Annotated in this window: 16 protein-coding genes; 5 read left to right on the plus strand and 11 right to left on the minus strand. The window is 75.8% G+C overall.

Annotation, left to right across the window (positions count from 1 at the left end):
- Positions 1-151: 151 nt before the first annotated feature.
- Both ACIOHG_RS03510 and ACIOHG_RS03515 read right to left on the minus strand, forming a co-directional pair.
- Positions 152-778: an NUDIX domain-containing protein gene (locus ACIOHG_RS03510; protein ID WP_400944774.1), complete on the minus strand. Its 627-nt coding sequence runs from the start codon at positions 776-778 to the stop codon at positions 152-154.
- A gap of 113 nt (positions 779-891) precedes the next feature.
- A complete protein-coding gene (locus tag ACIOHG_RS03515; RefSeq protein WP_400944776.1) occupies positions 892-2,562 on the minus strand; it encodes a CTP synthase in 1,671 nt (556 codons plus the stop codon).
- 322 nt (positions 2,563-2,884) lie between these two features.
- Here ACIOHG_RS03515 and ACIOHG_RS03520 point away from each other — a divergent pair, with 322 nt between their 5' ends.
- The gene (locus ACIOHG_RS03520) at positions 2,885-4,810 is read left to right on the plus strand and encodes a glycoside hydrolase family 15 protein (protein ID WP_400944777.1); all 1,926 of its coding nucleotides are present in this window, start codon (positions 2,885-2,887) and stop codon (positions 4,808-4,810) included.
- Between the two features lie 51 nt (positions 4,811-4,861).
- Here the strand turns inward: ACIOHG_RS03520 and ACIOHG_RS03525 are convergent, their stop codons facing one another.
- From ACIOHG_RS03525 to ACIOHG_RS03535, 3 genes are all read right to left on the minus strand, one after another.
- Positions 4,862-6,022 (minus strand): glycosyltransferase family 4 protein, encoded by a 1,161-nt coding sequence (locus ACIOHG_RS03525; protein WP_400944779.1) that lies wholly within the window; start codon positions 6,020-6,022, stop codon positions 4,862-4,864.
- Positions 6,023-6,171: 149 nt separating this feature from the next.
- Positions 6,172-7,905, minus strand: coding sequence for a DNA repair protein RecN (gene recN, locus ACIOHG_RS03530; RefSeq protein ID WP_400944859.1), 1,734 nt, complete (start codon positions 7,903-7,905; stop codon positions 6,172-6,174).
- Between the two features lie 64 nt (positions 7,906-7,969).
- On the minus strand, positions 7,970-8,608 hold the full coding sequence (locus ACIOHG_RS03535) for a YitT family protein (RefSeq protein ID WP_400944781.1): 639 nt from the start codon (positions 8,606-8,608) through the stop codon (positions 7,970-7,972).
- Positions 8,609-8,720: 112 nt separating this feature from the next.
- Here ACIOHG_RS03535 and ACIOHG_RS03540 point away from each other — a divergent pair, with 112 nt between their 5' ends.
- Entirely contained in the window at positions 8,721-10,211 is a 1,491-nt protein-coding gene (locus tag ACIOHG_RS03540; protein ID WP_400944783.1) for a PLP-dependent aminotransferase family protein, read from the plus strand.
- A gap of 57 nt (positions 10,212-10,268) precedes the next feature.
- Here ACIOHG_RS03540 and ACIOHG_RS03545 read toward each other — a convergent pair whose 3' ends face one another.
- The 4 genes from ACIOHG_RS03545 to ACIOHG_RS03560 all read right to left on the minus strand — a co-directional run bounded on the left by ACIOHG_RS03545 (position 10,269) and on the right by ACIOHG_RS03560 (position 13,303).
- On the minus strand, positions 10,269-11,171 hold the full coding sequence (locus ACIOHG_RS03545; protein WP_400944785.1) for an NAD kinase: 903 nt from the start codon (positions 11,169-11,171) through the stop codon (positions 10,269-10,271).
- A gap of 91 nt (positions 11,172-11,262) precedes the next feature.
- Complete coding sequence (locus tag ACIOHG_RS03550) at positions 11,263-12,096, minus strand: TlyA family RNA methyltransferase (protein ID WP_400944787.1); 834 nt, start codon at positions 12,094-12,096, stop codon at positions 11,263-11,265.
- Between the two features lie 9 nt (positions 12,097-12,105).
- On the minus strand, positions 12,106-12,261 hold the full coding sequence (locus ACIOHG_RS03555) for a hypothetical protein (RefSeq protein WP_400944789.1): 156 nt from the start codon (positions 12,259-12,261) through the stop codon (positions 12,106-12,108).
- On the minus strand, positions 12,254-13,303 hold the full coding sequence (locus ACIOHG_RS03560; RefSeq protein WP_400944791.1) for a hypothetical protein: 1,050 nt from the start codon (positions 13,301-13,303) through the stop codon (positions 12,254-12,256). The genes ACIOHG_RS03555 and ACIOHG_RS03560 overlap by 8 nt, the downstream gene beginning before the upstream one ends.
- 121 nt (positions 13,304-13,424) lie before the next feature.
- Between ACIOHG_RS03560 and ACIOHG_RS03565 the strand changes: the two genes are divergently transcribed.
- On the plus strand, positions 13,425-13,772 hold the full coding sequence (locus ACIOHG_RS03565; protein ID WP_400944793.1) for an SCP2 sterol-binding domain-containing protein: 348 nt from the start codon (positions 13,425-13,427) through the stop codon (positions 13,770-13,772).
- 429 nt (positions 13,773-14,201) lie between these two features.
- Here ACIOHG_RS03565 and ACIOHG_RS03570 read toward each other — a convergent pair whose 3' ends face one another.
- The gene (locus ACIOHG_RS03570; protein WP_400944795.1) at positions 14,202-15,245 is read right to left on the minus strand and encodes an HAD-IIA family hydrolase; all 1,044 of its coding nucleotides are present in this window, start codon (positions 15,243-15,245) and stop codon (positions 14,202-14,204) included.
- A gap of 71 nt (positions 15,246-15,316) precedes the next feature.
- Entirely contained in the window at positions 15,317-15,835 is a 519-nt protein-coding gene (locus ACIOHG_RS03575; protein ID WP_400944797.1) for a tetratricopeptide repeat protein, read from the minus strand.
- A gap of 108 nt (positions 15,836-15,943) precedes the next feature.
- Between ACIOHG_RS03575 and ACIOHG_RS03580 the strand changes: the two genes are divergently transcribed.
- Together ACIOHG_RS03580 and ACIOHG_RS03585 are read left to right on the plus strand one after the other, a co-directional pair.
- On the plus strand, positions 15,944-17,299 hold the full coding sequence (locus ACIOHG_RS03580) for a DUF1015 family protein (protein ID WP_400944799.1): 1,356 nt from the start codon (positions 15,944-15,946) through the stop codon (positions 17,297-17,299).
- Positions 17,300-17,453: 154 nt separating this feature from the next.
- The coding region (locus ACIOHG_RS03585; RefSeq protein ID WP_400944801.1) for a transposase at positions 17,454-17,832 on the plus strand (379 nt) is incomplete at its 3' end.

Genomic DNA, 17,832 nt, shown 5'->3' on the forward strand with positions numbered 1-17,832 from the left:
CATCAGGGGCGCGGGGAACTGCGCGAAGCGGAGGAACCCCACCGCAAGGTCGCGGCACGGACATCGACCTGCCGTCACCCCGCGCCCCGCGGCACGCCCGTGGCCGCCCGTGCAGTTCCCCGCGCCCCCGGCCCCGCCGCCCCTCGGCGGCTCAGAAGGGCCGCGCCTCCCACGGGCTGTCCGCCGGGTGCAGCGCCTCCAGGCCGCCGGCCCGGCCGCGGGCCGCGTGCAGCGCCAGCGTGCCCGTGACCAGCGTCGGGTTGTGCAGTTCGCCCGCCAGGATCTTGCCGACCAGTTCGTCGAGCGGCACCCAGGCGGCCTCCAGCTCCAGTTCCTCGCCGTGCGCGGCGTACTTCTCGCCGTCGGCCTCGGACAGCCCCGTGGCGAGGAACAGCCGGACGGCCTCGTCGCTGCCGCCGGGCGAGGTGTAGAAGTCGACCAGGACCCGCCACTGCCCGGCCTTGCAGTGGGCCTCCTCGAAGAGCTCCCGCTGCGCCGCGTGCAGCGGGTTCTCGCCGGGCACGTCGAGCAGCCCGGCGGGCAGTTCCCAGAGCCGCTGCCGGACGGGGTGCCGGTACTGGCGCAGCGTCAGGACCCGCCCGGCGTCGTCGACGGCGAGGACGGCGACCGAGCCGGGGTGCAGCTGGTAGTCGCGCTGGGCCCAGTTCCCGTCCGGCATCCGGACCTGTTCGCTGCGCACGCCCGTCACCTTGCCCTCGAACGGCGTCCGCCCGTCCCGGACGTCCCAATGCTCCGCGGCGTCCCGAATCCCGGTCACAGCCACCACACCCCTTCTCGTCAGTTAGACACAATCTACCGGACGGGCGGGCCCCGACACGCCGAACCGCCCGCCCCGGTGGCCCCGGGACGGGCGGTTCGGCAGGAGCGGCGTCAGCCGACCTTGCGCTCGATCGCCGCGGCGACCAGGCCCGCGAACAGCGGGTGCGGGCGGGTCGGGCGGGACTTCAGCTCGGGGTGGGCCTGGGTGGCGACCAGGTAGGGGTGGACCTCGCGCGGGTACTCGACGTACTCGACCAGGTCGCCCTTCGGGGAGAGGCCGGAGAACTGCAGGCCGGTCTTCTCCAGGTCGGCGCGGTAGGCGTTGTTGACCTCGTAGCGGTGGCGGTGGCGCTCCTCGACGTACTGCTCGCCGCCGTAGACCTCGCGCACGATCGAGCCCTCGGCGAGCTTCGCCGGGTACAGGCCCAGGCGCATGGTGCCGCCCAGGTCGCCCTTGCCGTCGACGATGGCGAGCTGCTCGGCCATGGTCGAGATCACGGGGTACTTCGCGGCGGAGTCGAACTCGGTGGAGTTCGCCTCGGGCAGGCCGGCCAGGTTGCGGGCCGCCTCGATGACCACGCACTGCAGGCCCAGGCACAGGCCGAGCAGCGGGATGCGGTTCTCCCGGCCGTAGGTGATCGCGGCGACCTTGCCGTCCACGCCGCGGTCGCCGAAGCCGCCGGGGATGCAGATCGCGTCGACGTCGCCGAGCTGCTCCTGCGCGCCCTCGGGGGTCTCGCAGTCGTCCGAGGTGACCCACTTGATCTGGACCCGGGCGTTGTTGGCGAAGCCGCCGGCCCGCAGCGCCTCGGTCACCGACAGGTAGGCGTCCGGCAGGTCGATGTACTTGCCGACCAGCGCGACCTTGACCTCGTGCTGCGGCTCGTGGACCCGGCGCAGCAGGTCGTCCCAGGTGGTCCAGTCCACGTCGCGGAACGGCAGGTCGAGGCGGCGCACCACGTACGCGTCCAGGCCCTCGCCGTGCAGCACCTTGGGGATGTCGTAGATCGACTTGGCGTCGATCGCGGCGACCACGGCCTCCTCGTCGACGTCGCACATCAGCGAGATCTTGCGCTTGATGGCCTGCGGCACCTCGCGGTCGGCGCGCAGCACGATCGCGTCGGGCTGGATGCCGATGTTGCGCAGCGCGGCCACCGAGTGCTGGGTGGGCTTGGTCTTCAGCTCGCCGGACGGGCCGATGTACGGCAGCAGCGAAACGTGCACGAAGAACACGTTGTCGCGGCCGACCTCGTGGCGGACCTGGCGGACGGCCTCCAGGAACGGCAGCGACTCGATGTCGCCGACGGTGCCGCCGACCTCGGTGATCACCACGTCGACGTCCTCGGTCGCCATCCGGCGGATCCGGGACTTGATCTCGTTGGTGATGTGCGGGATGACCTGGACGGTGTCGCCCAGGTACTCGCCGCGCCGCTCCTTGGCGATCACCGTGGAGTAGACCTGGCCGGTGGTGACGTTCGCCGAGCCGTGCAGGTTGGTGTCGAGGAAGCGCTCGTAGTGGCCGATGTCGAGGTCGGTCTCGGCGCCGTCGTCGGTGACGAAGACCTCACCGTGCTGGAACGGGTTCATGGTGCCCGGGTCCACGTTGAGGTACGGGTCGAGCTTCTGCATGGTCACCCGCAGGCCGCGGGCCTTGAGCAGGGCGCCGAGGCTGGAGGCGGTGAGGCCCTTGCCGAGCGAGGAGGCGACACCCCCGGTGACGAAGAGGTGCTTGGTCGTCACGGCGCGGCCGCTGGCCGACTTGCCGGAATGGGGCTGTGCCAAGAGGGGGCTCCCGTGGGTCGCGTGTCGGAGAGTGACGCCGGTGGAGGGGCTCCCGGCCCTCGTTCCCACCAGTTCCACGGGATACCAGCGTATCAGTGCCCCGGCGAGTGCTCGCCCGCGTCCGGGTGGACGGTTCCCGGACGAATCGATCGGACGGCCCATCCGGGCAGGTCAGAGCGGCCGGGAGGGGGCGGAGCGGGGCGCGCTCCGGGGCGCGTGGCGCCGCCCGAACCACCCGAATCCACGTATTCTGCTCAAACGTCGACATCCTCGCCCGACCCGTGCGCGCCGCCGCCGCGGGGGCACGCTGGAACGGAGAACAATGGCCGGTCGCATCGAGGACTACGCGCTCATCGGGGACATGCAGACCGCCGCCCTGGTCAGCCGGGACGGCGCGGTCGACTGGCTGTGCCTGCCGCGCTTCGACTCGCCCGCGGTGTTCGCGGGCCTGCTCGGCACCGACGAGCACGGCTTCTGGCGGATCGGCCCCGCCCTGCCGGTCGGCGAGCGGCCCGCCCCGCCGCCGCCCCGCCCGACCCTGCTCGACCCCGCCGGGCCCCCGCTGCCCCCCGACACCGCCGCCGCGCCCGCCGTCCCGTGCGACCGGCGCCGCTACCGGGGCGACTCGCTGGTCCTGGAGCAGGAGTGGGACACCCAGGGCGGCACCGTCCGGGTCACCGACTTCATGCCGCCCCGGCACCTGCTCGGCACCCCCGACGTGCCGCAGATGATCCGGATCGTCGAGGGCCTGGCCGGCACCGTCCGGATGCGCTCGGCGGTGCGGATGCGCTTCAGCTACGGCCGGATCGTCCCCTGGGTGCACCGGGTCGAGCAGCCCGACGGCGGGCACCGCACCGTCGCCGTCGCCGGACCGGACTCGGTCTGGCTGGACGGGAAGGCCGAGACCTACGGCCGCGACCTGACCACCTACGCCGACTTCACCGTCACCGCGGGCGAGCGGATCGCCTTCGGCCTGACCTGGAAGGCCTCGCACGAGCCCGCGCCCGCCCCGCCGGACGCCGAGGACGCGCTGGAGTCCACCGAGCGGTTCTGGCGCGAGTGGGTGGAGCAGTGCACCTACCGGGGCCCCTACCGGGAGGCCGTGGTCCGCTCGCTGATCACCCTCAAGGCGCTCACCTACGCCCCCACCGGCGGCATCGTCGCCGCCCCCACCACCTCGCTGCCCGAGGACCTCGGCGGCGAGCGCAACTGGGACTACCGCTACACCTGGCTGCGCGACGCCGCGATCACCCTCTCCTCGCTGCTGCGCACCGGCTACCGCGAGGAGGCCCGGGCCTGGCGCGAGTGGCTGCTGCGCGCGGTGGCCGGCGACCCGGAGAACCTGCAGATCATGTACGGCATCGCCGGGGAGCGCGAACTCACCGAGTCCGAGCTCGACTGGCTGCCCGGCTACGAGGGCTCCCGCCCGGTCCGGGTCGGCAACGGCGCCGCCGGGCAGCTCCAGCTCGACGTGTACGGCGAGGTCGTCGAGGCCCTGCACCTGGCCACCATGTCCGGCCTGGCCCGGCACGACCACGCCCACCAGCTCCAGCTGCGCCTGATCGAGTACCTGGAGGACCACTGGCGCGACCCGGACGAGGGCATCTGGGAGGTCCGCGGCCCGCGCCGGCACTTCGTGCACTCGAAGGTGATGGCCTGGGTCGCCGTCGACCGCACCCTGAAGCTGCTGGAGCAGGTCGAGGAGCCGCCGCCCGGCCTGGTCGAACGCTGGACGGAGCTGCGCGAGGAGATCCACGCCGACGTCTGCGCCAAGGGCTACGACCCGCGCCGCAACACCTTCACCCAGTACTACGGCGGCCAGGAGCTGGACGCCTCGCTGCTGCTGATCCCGCAGGTCGGCTTCCTGCCGCCGGACGACAAGCGCGTGATCGGCACCATCGAGGCGATCCAGCGCGAACTGTCCACCGAGGACGGGTTCGTGCTGCGCTACCCGACCCACGACGACGACGGGAACAACGTCGACGGGCTGTCCGGGCACGAAGGGGCGTTCCTGGCCTGCTCGTTCTGGCTGGCCGACGACCTGGCGATGATCGGGCGGGTCGGCGAGGCCCGCGAGCTGTTCGACCGGCTGCTGGGGCTGCGCAACGACCTGGGGCTGCTCGCCGAGGAGTGGGACCCGCGGGCCCGCCGCCAGGTCGGCAACTTCCCGCAGGCGTTCAGCCACGTCCCGCTGATCGACACCGCGCTGCGGCTGACCGCCGCCGGCGGCATCGACCTGGCGAACTGAGCACCGGCCCGGCTGACCGGCTGACCGGCTGACCGGCGACCTGAGCGGCCGTCAGGGGCGGCGCTGCACCAGCTCGTCGTAGATGCTCAGCACCTGGGCGACGGTCGCGGCCTCGTCCGGCCAGGTCCGGGCCTGGGCCCGGCCGACGGCGGCCAGCGCGGACCGGCGCCGCTCGTCGCCGAGCAGCTCGCGGACCGCGCCGCCGAGCGCCTGCGGGTCGGCGAACGGGACCAGCACCGCGGCGTCGCCGACCAGTTCGGGCACCCCGCCGACGGCGGTCGCCACCACCGGGACGCCGGCCCGCATCGCCTCCTGGGCGACCAGCGAGCGGGCCTCCCAGCGCGAGGACAGCACCACCACGTCGGCGGCGGCCAGCAGGTCGGGGATGTCGGCCCGGTAGCCGAGCAGTTCGACCGGCAGCTGCTCGGCGGCGATCCGCTCGCGCAGCGCCTGCCGCTCGGGGCCGTCGCCGGCCAGCAGCACCCGGGGCGCGGGGGCGCCGGGCGCGGCGAAGTGCGGGACGGCGTCCAGCAGCAGGCCGAAGCACTTCTGCATCACCAGCCGGCCGATCGCCAGCACCACGGGGCGGCCGTCGTCGCCACCGGGCAGCGCGGCCCGGGCCTGCGCCCGGTCGAGCGTGCCGGGCGGCATCGGCGGGGCCGCGACCGGGCCCAGCCGGGCGTCGGTGGCGCCGAGTTCGCGGGCCCGGGCCACCAGGTCGGAGGAGGCGCCGAGGACCAGGTCGGCGGCCCGCACCACCCGGCGCTCCATCAGCCGCTGCAGCCGGCGGTCGAGGCCGGTGGTGAGCAGCGCGTGGTGCGAGGTCACCACCAGCGGCGTCTCCGGGCGGATGCCGGGGAAGCGGCCGGCGGTGCGCAGCGCCAGGTCGGCCAGCAGGCCGGCCCGCAGGCCGTGCGCGTGCACCACGTCGGCGCCGGTGAAGGCGCGGCGCAGCTCGCCGATGGCGAGGGCGTCGCTGCGGGCCCCGGAGGTGGGGGTGATGTCGACGGTGTGCAGGCGGGCGCCCGCGGCGGAGAAACCGAACAGCCGGTCGGTGCCCTCGGGCGCGCAGACCGTGACGGCGACGCCGTGCGCGACCAGGCCCTGGGTGAGGGAGCGCACGTGGGCGCCGATGCCGCCGGTCGCGGCGGAAAGGACGAGCACCACGTGCAGCTGGGGGGCCGCGGCGGCCCGGGCGGCGGAATGCTCCACGTCTGTCTCGCTCCGACTCGTTGTCAGCTGGTGTCCGGTCGCCACGATGCCAGGTCGGTCGGGTTCTTGGACAGTCGCCCGCCGTGGCGGGCGCGTCGCCCCGGGCCGGTCGGGCCCGGGGCGACGCGGGCGGCGCCGCGCGGCCGGGGTCAGTGCGCGCGGGCGGTCCGGGCGGCGGCCAGCAGTTCCTCGGCGTGCGCCCGGCCGAGCTCGGAGTCCTCCAACCCGGCCAGCATCCGCGACAGTTCGCGCACCCGCTGCTCGTCGTCGAGGGTCTTCACGCCGCTGCGGGTGACGGTGCCGTCGTTGGTCTTCTCCACCATCAGGTGCCGGTCCGCGAACGCGGCGACCTGCGGGAGGTGGGTGACCACCACGACCTGGGCGCTGCGGGCGAGTTTGGCCAGCCGGCGGCCGATCTCGACCGCGGCCTTGCCGCCGACGCCCGCGTCGACCTCGTCGAACAGGTAGGTGGGCACCGGGTCGGCGCCGGCGAAGACCACCTCGACGGCCAGCATGACGCGGGAGAGTTCACCGCCGGAGGCGCCCTTGGCGATCGGGCGGGGCTGCGCGCCGGGGTGCGGGGCGAGCAGCACCTCGACCTCGTCGACGCCGTGCGGGCCGTAGGAGACGGTGCGGCCCTCGATCTCGATCCCGGACAGGTCGTCGACCTGGCTGATCGCGAAGGTCACCCGGGCGTGCGGCATGGCGAGTTCGGCGAGCTCGTCGGAGACCGCGGCGGCGAACTTGTCGGCGGCGGCGTGCCTGGCCTGTGACACCTCGGCCGCCAGGTCGGCCAGCCGGGCGCGCAACTCGGTCTCCCGGGCGCCGAGTTCGTCGATCCGCTCGTCGTCGCCGTCGAGTTCGAGCAGGCGCACCGAACCGGTCTCGGCCCAGGCGACGACCTCGGCGAGGGTGCCCTCGGTGCCGGAGTACTTGCGCACCAGGTGGGCCAGGACGGCGCGGCGGTCCTCGACGGCGGCCAGCCGGACCGGGTCGGCGTCCAGGTCGTCGGCGTACCCGGCGAGGTCGCCGGCCACGTCGGCGAGCAGGTAGCCGACCTCGCCGAGCCGGTCGGCGAGGCCGGCGAGGCGCTCGTCGTGGTGGCGGACGGCGTCGACGGCGCGGCGGGCCTGGGCGAGCAGGGTGCCCGCGTCGACGGCCTCCGGGTCGGCGGGGTCGCCGGCCAGCGCGGCGTGCGCGAGCGTCGCCGCGGAGGACAGCGCGTCGGCGTGGCCGAGGCGTTCGGCCTCGGCGGCGAGCTCGGCGTCCTCCCCGGCGACGGGTTCGGCGGCGGTGATCTCCTCCAGGCCGAAGCGCAGCAGGTCGGCCTCCTGGGCGCGTTCGCGGGCCCGGGTGGTCAGCTCCTCCAGGGTCGCGGACACCTCCCGCAGCTCCCGGTACACCTCGCGGTAGCGGCCCAGCGGTTCGGCGACGGCCTCGCCCGCGTACCGGTCGAGGGCGCCGCGCTGCCGGGACGGGCGCAGCAGGCGCTGCTGGTCGGTCTGGCCGTGCACGGCGATCAGGTCCTCGCCGAGCTCGGCGAGCAGGCCGACCGGGACGGCGCGGCCGCCGACGTGCGCGCGGGAGCGGCCCTCGGCGGAGACGGTGCGGCTGATCAGCAGCTCGCCGTCGTCGAGTTCGGCGCCGGCCTCGACCGCCCTGGCCAGCACCGGCGACTTCGGGTCGAGGGTCAACCGGCCCTCCACCACGGCCCGTTGGGAGCCGTTGCGCACCAGCGCCGGGTCGGCCCGGCCGCCGAGCAGCAGCCCGAGGCTGGTCACCACCATGGTCTTGCCCGCACCGGTCTCCCCGGTGACGGCGGTGAACCCGGGGGCGAGTTCGACCACCGCGTCGTCGATGACGCCCAGATCCCGTATCCGCATCTCGTCCAGCACGGTGACGACCTTACGAGGTTCCACCGTCGCTTTGCGACGACCGCCCCCGGTTTCACACCCTCGTGGCGGTCGGGGCGGGCGCGGGCACCGACAGGCGCGGCAGGAACAGCTGCACCAGCGGGCCGATGGCCAGCGCGTAGGCGAGGGTGCCGATGCCGAAGGTCCCGCCGAGGGCGATGCCGACGGCCAGCACGGTCAACTCCAGTCCGGTGCGGATCAGCCGCACGGAGCGGCCGGTGCGCCGGTGCAGGCCGGTCATCAGGCCGTCGCGCGGGCCCGGGCCGAGCCGGGCGCCGATGTACAGGCCGGTGGCGAGGCCGTTCAGGAGGATCCCGGCGGCCAGCAGCGGCAGGCGGACGGCGAGCGCGTGCGGGGCCGGCAGCAGGGACAGCGTGGCGTCCATCGCGGCGCCCAGCACCAGCACGTTGCCGATGGTGCCGACGCCGGGCTTCTGCCGCAGCGGCACCCAGAGCAGCAGCACCAGGGCGCCGACCACGGTCACCCAGGTGCCGACCGAGCCGCCCAGGTGCCGGGCCAGGCCCTGGTGCAGCACGTCCCACGGGTTGCCGCCGAGCGAGGCGCGCAGCATCAGGCCCATCGAGACGCCGTACAGGGTGAGCCCGGCGGCGAGCTGCGCCAGCCGGCGGGGCAGGTCGCCGCGGGCGGCGGACAGGGGCAGGGAGAGCGCCATCGGGTGGACCTCTTCTCGGGCTTCGCTTGCCGTCTCTCGGCACTGCACGCCACTATGGGCAGTCCAAAAGGCGACCCGACAGGGCCAATCCGATCCGAGTGGACTGATTTCCGTGGCCGAGTGGCACAGCACGCTGACCCCGCACGCCCTGGCCCGCCAGCTCGCCGCCGCCCCCGCCCCGGCCCGCCGCGGCCCCGCCTACCGGACCCTCGCCGACCGGGTCTCCCGGCTGGTCGCCGACGGCCGCCTCCCGGTCGGCACCCGGCTGCCCGCCGAACGCGAACTCGCCGCCGAACTGCAGCTGTCCCGCACCACCGTCGCCGCCGCCTACGAGGCGCTGCGCACCGACGGCTTCCTGCACTCCCGGCGCGGCGCCGGCTCCTGGACCGCCCTCCCCGCGGGCACCCGCCCGCCCGCCGACGCCCTGCACCCCGTCTCCCCCGACCGGGGCGACGTCCTCGACCTCGGCCTGGCCGCGCCCACCGCCCCGCCGCAGCTCACCGAGGCCGCCGCGCACGCCGTCGCCCAGCTCCCCGCCTACACCGGCGGCCACGGCAACTACCCGACCGGCCTGCCGGCGCTCCGCGAGGCCGTCGCCCGGCGCCTCACCGAACGCGGCCTGCCCACCGGCCCCGACCAGGTGATGATCACCACCGGCGCGATGAGCGCCCTGCACCTGGTCCACCAGGCCCTGCTGACCCGCGGCGACCGGGTCGCCGTCGAGGCCCCCAGCTACGTCAACACGCTGCGCGCCCTGCAGCGCTCCGGCGCCCGCCTGGTCCCCGTCCCGTTCGCCGGCGGCCCCGACGGCGCCGACGGCCGCACCGGCTGGGACCTCGCCCAGTGGCAGCGGGTGCTGCGCGGCGCCGCCCCGAAACTCGCCTCCACCGTCCCGGACTTCCAGAACCCCACCGGCGCCCTGATCGACGAGGACCAGCGCCGCGCCCTGCTCGCCCACGCCCGGGCCGCCGGCACCGCCGTCGTCACCGACGAGACCTGCGCCGAACTCGGCTGGGGCGTCGCCGACGCCGACCTGCCCCGCCCGTTGGCCGCCCTCGACCGGGACGCCCAGGTGATCACCGTCGGCTCGGCCGGCAAACTGCTCTGGCCCGGCCTGCGGATCGGCTGGCTGCGCGCCCAGCCGTCCCTGGTACGGAAGTTGGCCGCCGACCGGGCGCTCTACGACCTCGGCACACCCGTCCTCGACCAGCTGGTCGCGGCCCGCCTGCTGACCGAGCACCTGCCCGCCGTCCGCGCCGACCGGCACGCCCAACTCCGCGCCACCGCCGAGGCGTTCACCCGCCTGCTGCCCGCGCGCTTCCCCGCCTGGCGGGCCGCCGCGCCGCCCGGCGGCCTCGCCCTGTGGGTCGCCACCCCCGGCACCCCCGCCAGCGCGCTCGCCCGGGCCGGCGAACGCCTCGGCGTCCGGATCGCCGCCGGCGCCGGGTTCGGCGTCGACGGCGCCTTCGAGGAGTACCTGCGGCTGCCGCTCACGCTGCCCGCCGACCGGGTCGAGGAGGCCCTGGGCCGGCTCGCCGAAGCCGCCGAACTCGCCCGCGCCGAACGCTTCTCCGCCGCCGACCCGGCCCCCGCCGAGCTCTGACCGGCCGTCGACCGGCCCGCCGCGCTCAGCAGTTGCCCGACCACCGGCCCGCCGCGCTCAGCAGTTGTCGGACCGCCCGCGCCACCCCACCACCGGCAGCGCGAACTTCGCCACCAACCGGTCCGTGAACGGCGCCCGGTGCAGCCGCGCCAGCCGCACCGGCGTCTTGCCGCGCCGCACCTCCACCCGCGCCCCCGGCGGCAGCTCCGCCGACCGGCGCCCGTCGCACCACAGCACCCCGTGCGGCGTCTTCGGCAGCACCTCCACCGCCAGCACCGAGTCCGGCGACGTCACCAGCGGCCGCGCGAACAGCGCGTGCGCGCTGATCGGCACCATCAGCAGCGCCTCCACCTCCGGCCACACCACCGGCCCGCCGCCCGAGAACGCGTACGCCGTCGACCCCGTCGGCGTGGACAGCACCACCCCGTCGCAGCCGAACGTCGACACCGGACGGCCGTCCACCTCGGTGACCACCTCCAGCATCCGCTCCCGGGACGCCTTCTCCACCGACGCCTCGTTCAGCGCCCAGTCCTCGTGCAGCACGTCGCCGTTGGTGCGCACCAGCACGTCGACGGTCATCCGCTCCTCGACCTCGTAGTCGGCCGCCACCACCCGCTCGACCACCGTCGCCAGGTCGTCGCGCTCCGCCTCCGCGAGGAAGCCCACCCGGCCCAGGTTGATCCCCAGCATCGGCAGCCCCGACTCCCGGGCCAGCTCCGCGCCGCGCAGCAGCGTGCCGTCGCCGCCCGCGACCAGGATCAACTCGCAGCCGTCCGCCGCCCCGTGGCCGCCCGGCACCAGCTCCACGCCCTCCGGCAGGTCCAGCCCCACCGCCTCGGTCTCCAGCAGCCTGATCCGGAGACCCGCCCGCAGCAGCCCGTCGACCAGCCCCTCGACGCTGCGCAGCGCCGCCTCCCGGCCGGTGTGCGCGATCAGGAAGACCGTACGTCGATCGCTCATTGCCCGCTGCCCTCTCCCTCTGCCGGCCCGGCCACCCCGGCCCGACCACGGCCTGCCAGTCTGCGCAACGCCCGGACGCCTGCCAAGTACCCTACTGGGGGCCCTCGGCCACGGCCCGGTCCGCCGCCGCCGGGTCCAGCGGCTCCGCGTCCCGGCGCAGCCACAGGAAGTACTCCACGTTGCCCGACGGCCCCGGCAGCGGCGACGCCGTCACCGCCCGCACCCCCAGGCCCGACTGCCGGGCCTGCCCGGCGACCTGACGGATCGTCTCCGCCCGCAGCTCCGGCGACCGCACCACCCCGCCCGAGCCCAGCCGCTCCTTGCCGATCTCGAACTGCGGCTTCACCATCAGCACCAGGTCCGCGTCCGGCGCCGCGCAGCCCGCCAGCGCGGGCAGCACCAGGCCCAGCGAGATGAACGACAGGTCGCCCACCACCAGGTCCACCGGCTCCCCGCCGATCAGCTCCGGCGTCAGCTCCCGCACGTTGGTGCGGTCCATCACCGTCACCCGCTCGTCGCTCTGCAACGACCAGGCCAGCTGCCCGTAGCCGACGTCCACCGCCAGCACGTGCGCCGCGCCCGCGCGCAGCAGCACGTCCGTGAACCCGCCCGTCGACGCGCCCGCGTCCAGCGCCCGCCGACCCGCCACCACCAGGCCCTGCGGGACGAACGCCGCGAACGCGCCCGCCAGCTTGTGCCCGCCGCGCGACACGTAGTCCGGGTCGGTGTCGTCCTTCGCCACCACCACCGCCGCCGCGGTCTCCACCTGCGTCGCCGGCTTCGTCGCCACCGCGCCGCCCACCGTCACCCGGCCCGCCGCGATCAACTCGCTCGCGTGCTCCCGCGAACGGGCCAGCTTGCGGCGCACCAGCTCCGCGTCCAGACGGCGTCGTGCCACTGCCACTGCTACGTCAGCTCCCACCATCGCGTGTCGTCACTCGCGGTCCAGTTCCGCGAGGGTCGCGGCGAGCCGCGCATGGACATCTTCGTACACCTCGGCCCGCTGCTCCGCCCCCGCCCCGTCCGCCTCCCCCAGCCGGGCCAGCGCCTCGTCCACCGCGGCCTCCCCCGTCCGGGGCACCTCACTCACCGCCGCCACCCGCCCCCGGAGCGGCCTTCTTCCCGGCGGACCGCTTCGCGGGCGCCCGCTTCACCGGCTTCGGGGCAGCGGCTTCCCCCGCCGGGGCCTGCTGCGCCGGGGCCTTCTTCGCTGCGGTCCGCTTCGCCGGGGCCGCCCCCTCGGACGGAGCGCCCGCCGCCGGGGCCTTCTTCCGCGCCGGCGCCTTCTTCACCGGCAGCGGCGCACTGGGCGAGTCCGCGCCCCCGGACGGCGCCGGGGCCGTCTGCGGCGTCACCGCCCGCTCCCCGGCCGCTGCGGCCTTCCGCGCCACCGTCCGCGGCGTCACCGCCCGCTCCCCGGCCGCCTGCTCCCCGCCCGCCTGTTCCCCGCCCGCCGGGGCCCGGCGCGGCACCGAGCGCTGCGCCGCCGTCTGCTTCGCCGCCGCGCCCTTGCGCACCGCGGCCTTCCGGACCGGGGCCGCCGGGGCGCCCTCCGCGGCGGCCTTCCGCGCCGCCGCCTTCTTCACCCCGGCCGCCGAACCCGCCGCCTGCTTGCGGGCCGCCGCCTTCCGCGCCGTCGCCCGCGGGCCGCGCACCGGCGCCCCCTCGGCGGGCACGGGCGGCGCCGCCGGCTCCTCGTCCCAGCCCGCGTCGAACAGGCCCTGCGCCCGGGCCGCCGGCCGGACCACCGGCTCCGCCCGCTCCGGCTCGGGCTCCGCCACCCGCTCGGACCGCCCGGCCCCCTCGGGCCCGGCCGCCGGGCCGTCCACCTCGCGCAGCTTCGACTCCAGGAAGCTCAGCACCACGCCGACCTTCACCACCTGATCGCCGACCTTCTCGAACACCCGCTCCGCCTCGCCCCGGGCCACGCCCGCGACCAGGTCGACACCGGCCCGGCCGGCCGTCACGGCCTCCCCGGCGAGCGTCCTCAACTGCTCGACGGCGGGCGGCAGTTCACCACCGAGCTGGAGCAGCCCCTCGGCCGCGTCCCAGACCCGGCGCCCGGCCTCCTCGGCCACCTGCGCCGCGACCACCACCACGCCCCGCACACCCTGCACCGCGTCCCGCAGCATCCGCCCGCCTCCTCGCCCGCCACCGACTGCCGCTCCGACGCTACCCTCTCCCGCCCGGCCCCGTCCGCCGCTGCGCTAGCGTGGAACGCCGAACGACCACCGACAGGAGCACGCCGCACCCATGGCCAGCATCGAGGAGTGCCACCGCGCACTGGAGCAGCTCAGCCGCAACCTCGCCACCGCGGGCGGCGACGTCCGCAAGGCCGCCGAACTCGACCGGTCGCTCAGCTGCCACCTCACCGACCTCGACCTGACCTTCACCGGCCGCCTCACCGCCGGACGGCTCGCCGACGTCGCCGACCACCCCGGCCCGCCCGCCACCAAGGCCGACATCCGCCTCACCACCACCGGCGACGACCTGGTCGCCCTGGTCGACGGCCGCCTCCCCTTCCCCACCGCCTGGGCCACCGGCCGCCTCAAGCTCGACGCCGGCTTCCGCGACCTCCTCCGCCTGCGCACCCTGCTCTGAACCGCCCCGGCCACGACCACCCTCGGCGCACGGACGGAACAGGCCGGCCGCGTACCGGCCCACGCCGGGCAACCCCCGCGCCGCCCCCGGAGCACCGGCAGGTCCCGCCGGCTTCTCGCTCCCCGCCTACCCTCGGTGGCGCGACTGCACGGCCGACCGCCACGGCGCCACCACCATCACCGAGGCCGTCGGTGACGGCACAGTCGCCGTCGGTATCGGCGACGGCCCAGTCTCCGACGTCACCGCCGACGACGGCACGGCCCCGGCCGACGACGGCGCGCCCCGCTCCGCGCACACCGCCACCAGCACCGCACCCGCGACACCCGCCGCACCCATCGCGGCCACCACCCGAACCGTCCGTCCCCGCACCGCGTCCCCTTTGGTTTGAATTCGTTCGAAACAGTACCGGACCAGCGACACCGACCCCCGTCAAGCGGATGCCGGCAGCCCCGCCAGGGCCTTCGCCGACTCCGGCGCCGCCCCGTTCGCGTCCGCCCAGGTCCAGGCCGCCGCGCACAGCGCCCGCAGCGCGTCGATCCGCGCGCCCGCACCCGACAGGGTCAGCGCCCCGCCGTCCACCCCGGCCTCCCAGCCGCCGCAGTCGAACCGGCCGCCGCCCGGCGCCGCCACCTCCGGCTGCGGCTCCAGCAGGCCCCGCAGGTCCTCCGCCAGATAGGTCGGCCGGTGCCGCAGCGGCGCCGCCAGCACCTCCTCCGGCGTCGCCACGCCCGTGAACACCAGCAGCGAGTCCACCCCGCCGTTGAACGCGCCCTCGATGTCGGTGTCCAACCGGTCCCCGACCACCAGCGGACGCTTCGCCCCCGTCCGCAGCACCGTCTCCCGGTGCATCGGCGGCAGCGGCTTCCCCGCCACCTCCGGCTCCACCCCGGTCGCCGCCCGCACCGCCGCCACCAGCGTCCCGTTGCCCGGCGCGATCCCCCGCGCCGTCGGGATCGACAGGTCCGTGTTCGACGCCACCCACGGCAGGCCCCGGCCCACCGCGTACGAGGCCTCCGCCAGGTCCGTCCAACCCACCGACGGGTCGTAGCCCTGCACCACTGCCGCCGGGTCCTCGTCCAGCGAGCGCACCGGCACCAGCCCGCGCTCCTCCAGCGCCTCCACCAGGCCCGCCCCGCCGACTACCAGCACCCGCGACCCCGCCGGCACCTTCTCCGCCACCAGCCGCGCCGCCGCCTGGGCCGAATTGATCACGTCCCCGGGCTCGGCCGGCACCCCCAGCTCGGTCAGGTGCTCCGCCACCACCCGCGGCGGCCGCGACGCGTTGTTCGTGACGTACGCCAGCCGCATCCCCGCCGCCCGCGCCCGCTCCAACGACTCCACCGCGTGCCCGATCGCGTGCGGCCCCGCGTACACCACCCCGTCCAGGTCGAGCAGCGCCGTGTCGTACGCCTCCGTCAACGCCACCGCGCTGAACCCCGGCACGCTCCGCACCACCGCGGCACTCTCCGTCATCGCTGCTCCACCCTCGCCACCTCGAACCGAACGGACACCCGCCACCCTAGATGCCCCGACGGGGCGGGGCGTCAGGCCGCCTCCGGCCCGTCCGGCGGCGCCACGTAGCCCGGCGCGCCCGGCAGCAGCGGCCCGTACGCCCCCGCCCGGGCCGCCAGCGTCGCCCTGGTCTGCCGCAGCGCCGCCCGGTAGTGCGCGTTGCCCGGGCTCATCGCCACCGCCAGCGCCAGGTGCTCCGCCGAGGTCTCGAAGTCCCCCAGCCGGGCCGCCGACATCCCCCACCCGAACTGCGCGTAGTCGTCCGACGGGTCGGCCACCGCCACCGCCCGGAAACTCTCCAGCGCCGCCCGGTACTGCCCCGCGTCGAACTGCGCCCGCGCCAGCGCCTCCCGGACCGACCCCGACTCCGGCTCCGCCTCCGCCGCCCGCGCCAGCAACTGCACCGCCGCCGCCGGGTGCCGCTCCTCCAACAGCCGCACCCCGCGCCGGAACCAGTCGTACACGTCGCCGCCCGGCGCCCCGTCCGCCCCGTCCCCGGGAACAGCCGCCGCCCCGCCCGCGCTGTCGCCCCCGTGCTCCCCGCGCCCCATCCGCACCCACCGCCTTCCCGTCCGCCCAGCTCACCCGCCCGCCCGTGACCCGGACGACCCAGCCCGACGCGATCTCCCTACAAGGACTACCCGACTAACATGCCCAGAATGAGCGCCCCTCGTGCCGAAAGCGGCATCGAGCCCTCGGGCGGCCCCGGAGACCCCGGGCACGTCGCCACCGCAGGGCTGTCCCTCTCCCCGTTCCGCGGCCTGCGCTACGACCCGCGCCGGGTCGGCGACCTGGCCGCCGTCACCTCCCCGCCCTACGACGTGGTCGACCCCGGCCGGCGCCTCGACCTGGAGACCGCCGACCCGCACAACATCGTCCGCCTGATCCTCCCCCGCCCCGAACCCGAGGACGCCGGCGACCGCCCCGACCGCGACACCCGCTACCGGCACGCCGCCCGCCTGCTCCACGACTGGCAGCAGCAGGGCGTCCTCACCGCCGACCCGCGCCCCGCCCTCTACGTCTACGAGCAGCGCTCCCCCTCCGGCTCCCTCCAGCGCGGCCTGATCGGCGCCCTCGCCGTCAGCGGCCCCGAGGCCGGCGTCGTCCTCCCGCACGAGGACGTCATGCCCAAGCCCGTCGCCGACCGGGTCGGCCTGATGCGCACCACCCGGGCCAACCTCGAACCGCTGCTGCTCACCTACCGCGGCAACGGCCGCGCCGCCGACGTCGTCGAACGCACCGCCGCCGGCGAGCCCCTGCTCGCCACCACCACCAGCGACGGCACCGACCACCGCCTGTGGGCCGTCACCGACCCCGCCGACCTCGCCGACGTCACCCGCGACCTCGCCACCTGCCGCGCCCTGATCGCCGACGGCCACCACCGCTGGGAGATGTACCTGCGCCTCCAGCGCGAGAACCGCCACCTCCCGCGCAGCCCCTGGGACCGCGGCCTGGTCCTGCTCGTCGACACCGACCGCTACCCCCTGCGGGTCCGCGCCATCCACCGCGTCCTGCAGCGCCTCCCGCTGTCCGCCGCGCTCGCCGCCCTCGACCCCGACGTCTGGCGGGTCACCGAACTCCCCGGCACCCTCCCCGACGCCCTCAAGGCTCTCGCCGACGCCCGCAGCGGCCCGGACAACGCCTTCGTCCTCACCCCCGGCGACGGCCGCTTCCTGCTCCTCACCGGCCCCGACGAGCGCACCCTCGCCGCCACCGTCCGCACCGACCGCCCCGAGGAGTGGCGCCGCCTCGACGCCACCGTCCTGCACGCCGTCCTGCTCGACCGCACCTGGCACGTCCCCGACAGCCCCGAGCACATCGGCTACCTGCACTCCGCCGAGGCCGCCGTCCGCGAGGCCACCCGCACCGGCGGCACCGCCGTCCTGCTGCACCCCGTCGAGGAGCGCGTGGTCCGCCGCCTCGCCGAACAGGGCGTCACCATGCCCCGCAAGTCCACCTCCTTCGGCCCCAAACCGGCCACCGGACTCGTCCTGCGCTCCCTCGAACTCGGCTGACCCGCCCCGGCCGGCCCGCGAGGCGCCCCGGGAACGCGAAAGGGCCCCGCTCCGTCCGGGATGCCGTTGGCGAATTCGGGGCCGGGCGTGACGTCGGTCTCCAAGACCCGGTTGTGGTCTTGGAGACCGACGTTGTTGTTTGGGGTGGGGTTCGATGTCGATGCGTCCGGCCGGGGTTGGCGATATCCCTGCGGAGACGGTGAGGGTGGCCAGGGCGGCATTCTTGAAGGGGAGCCTGGCGATCCGCCTGCGGGACGAGCTGGGTGTCCTGTTCCAGGACGAGCAGTTCACGCTCCTCTTCCCGGCCCGGGGCAAGCCGGCGTGGTCACCCGGCCGACTCGCCCTGGTGTCGGTGCTCCAGTTCGCCGAGGGGCTGCCGGACCGTCAGGCGGCCACAGCGGTACGGGGTCGAATCGACTGGAAGTACGCGCTGGGCCTGGATCTCACCGATCCGGGGTTCGACTACTCCGTGCTCAGCGAGTTCCGTGCCCGGCTGGTGGACGCCGACGGCGGGCAGCGGATATTCGACCGGG

Source organism: Kitasatospora sp. NPDC088134, from assembly GCF_044741705.1.
Taxonomy (GTDB): domain Bacteria; phylum Actinomycetota; class Actinomycetes; order Streptomycetales; family Streptomycetaceae; genus Kitasatospora.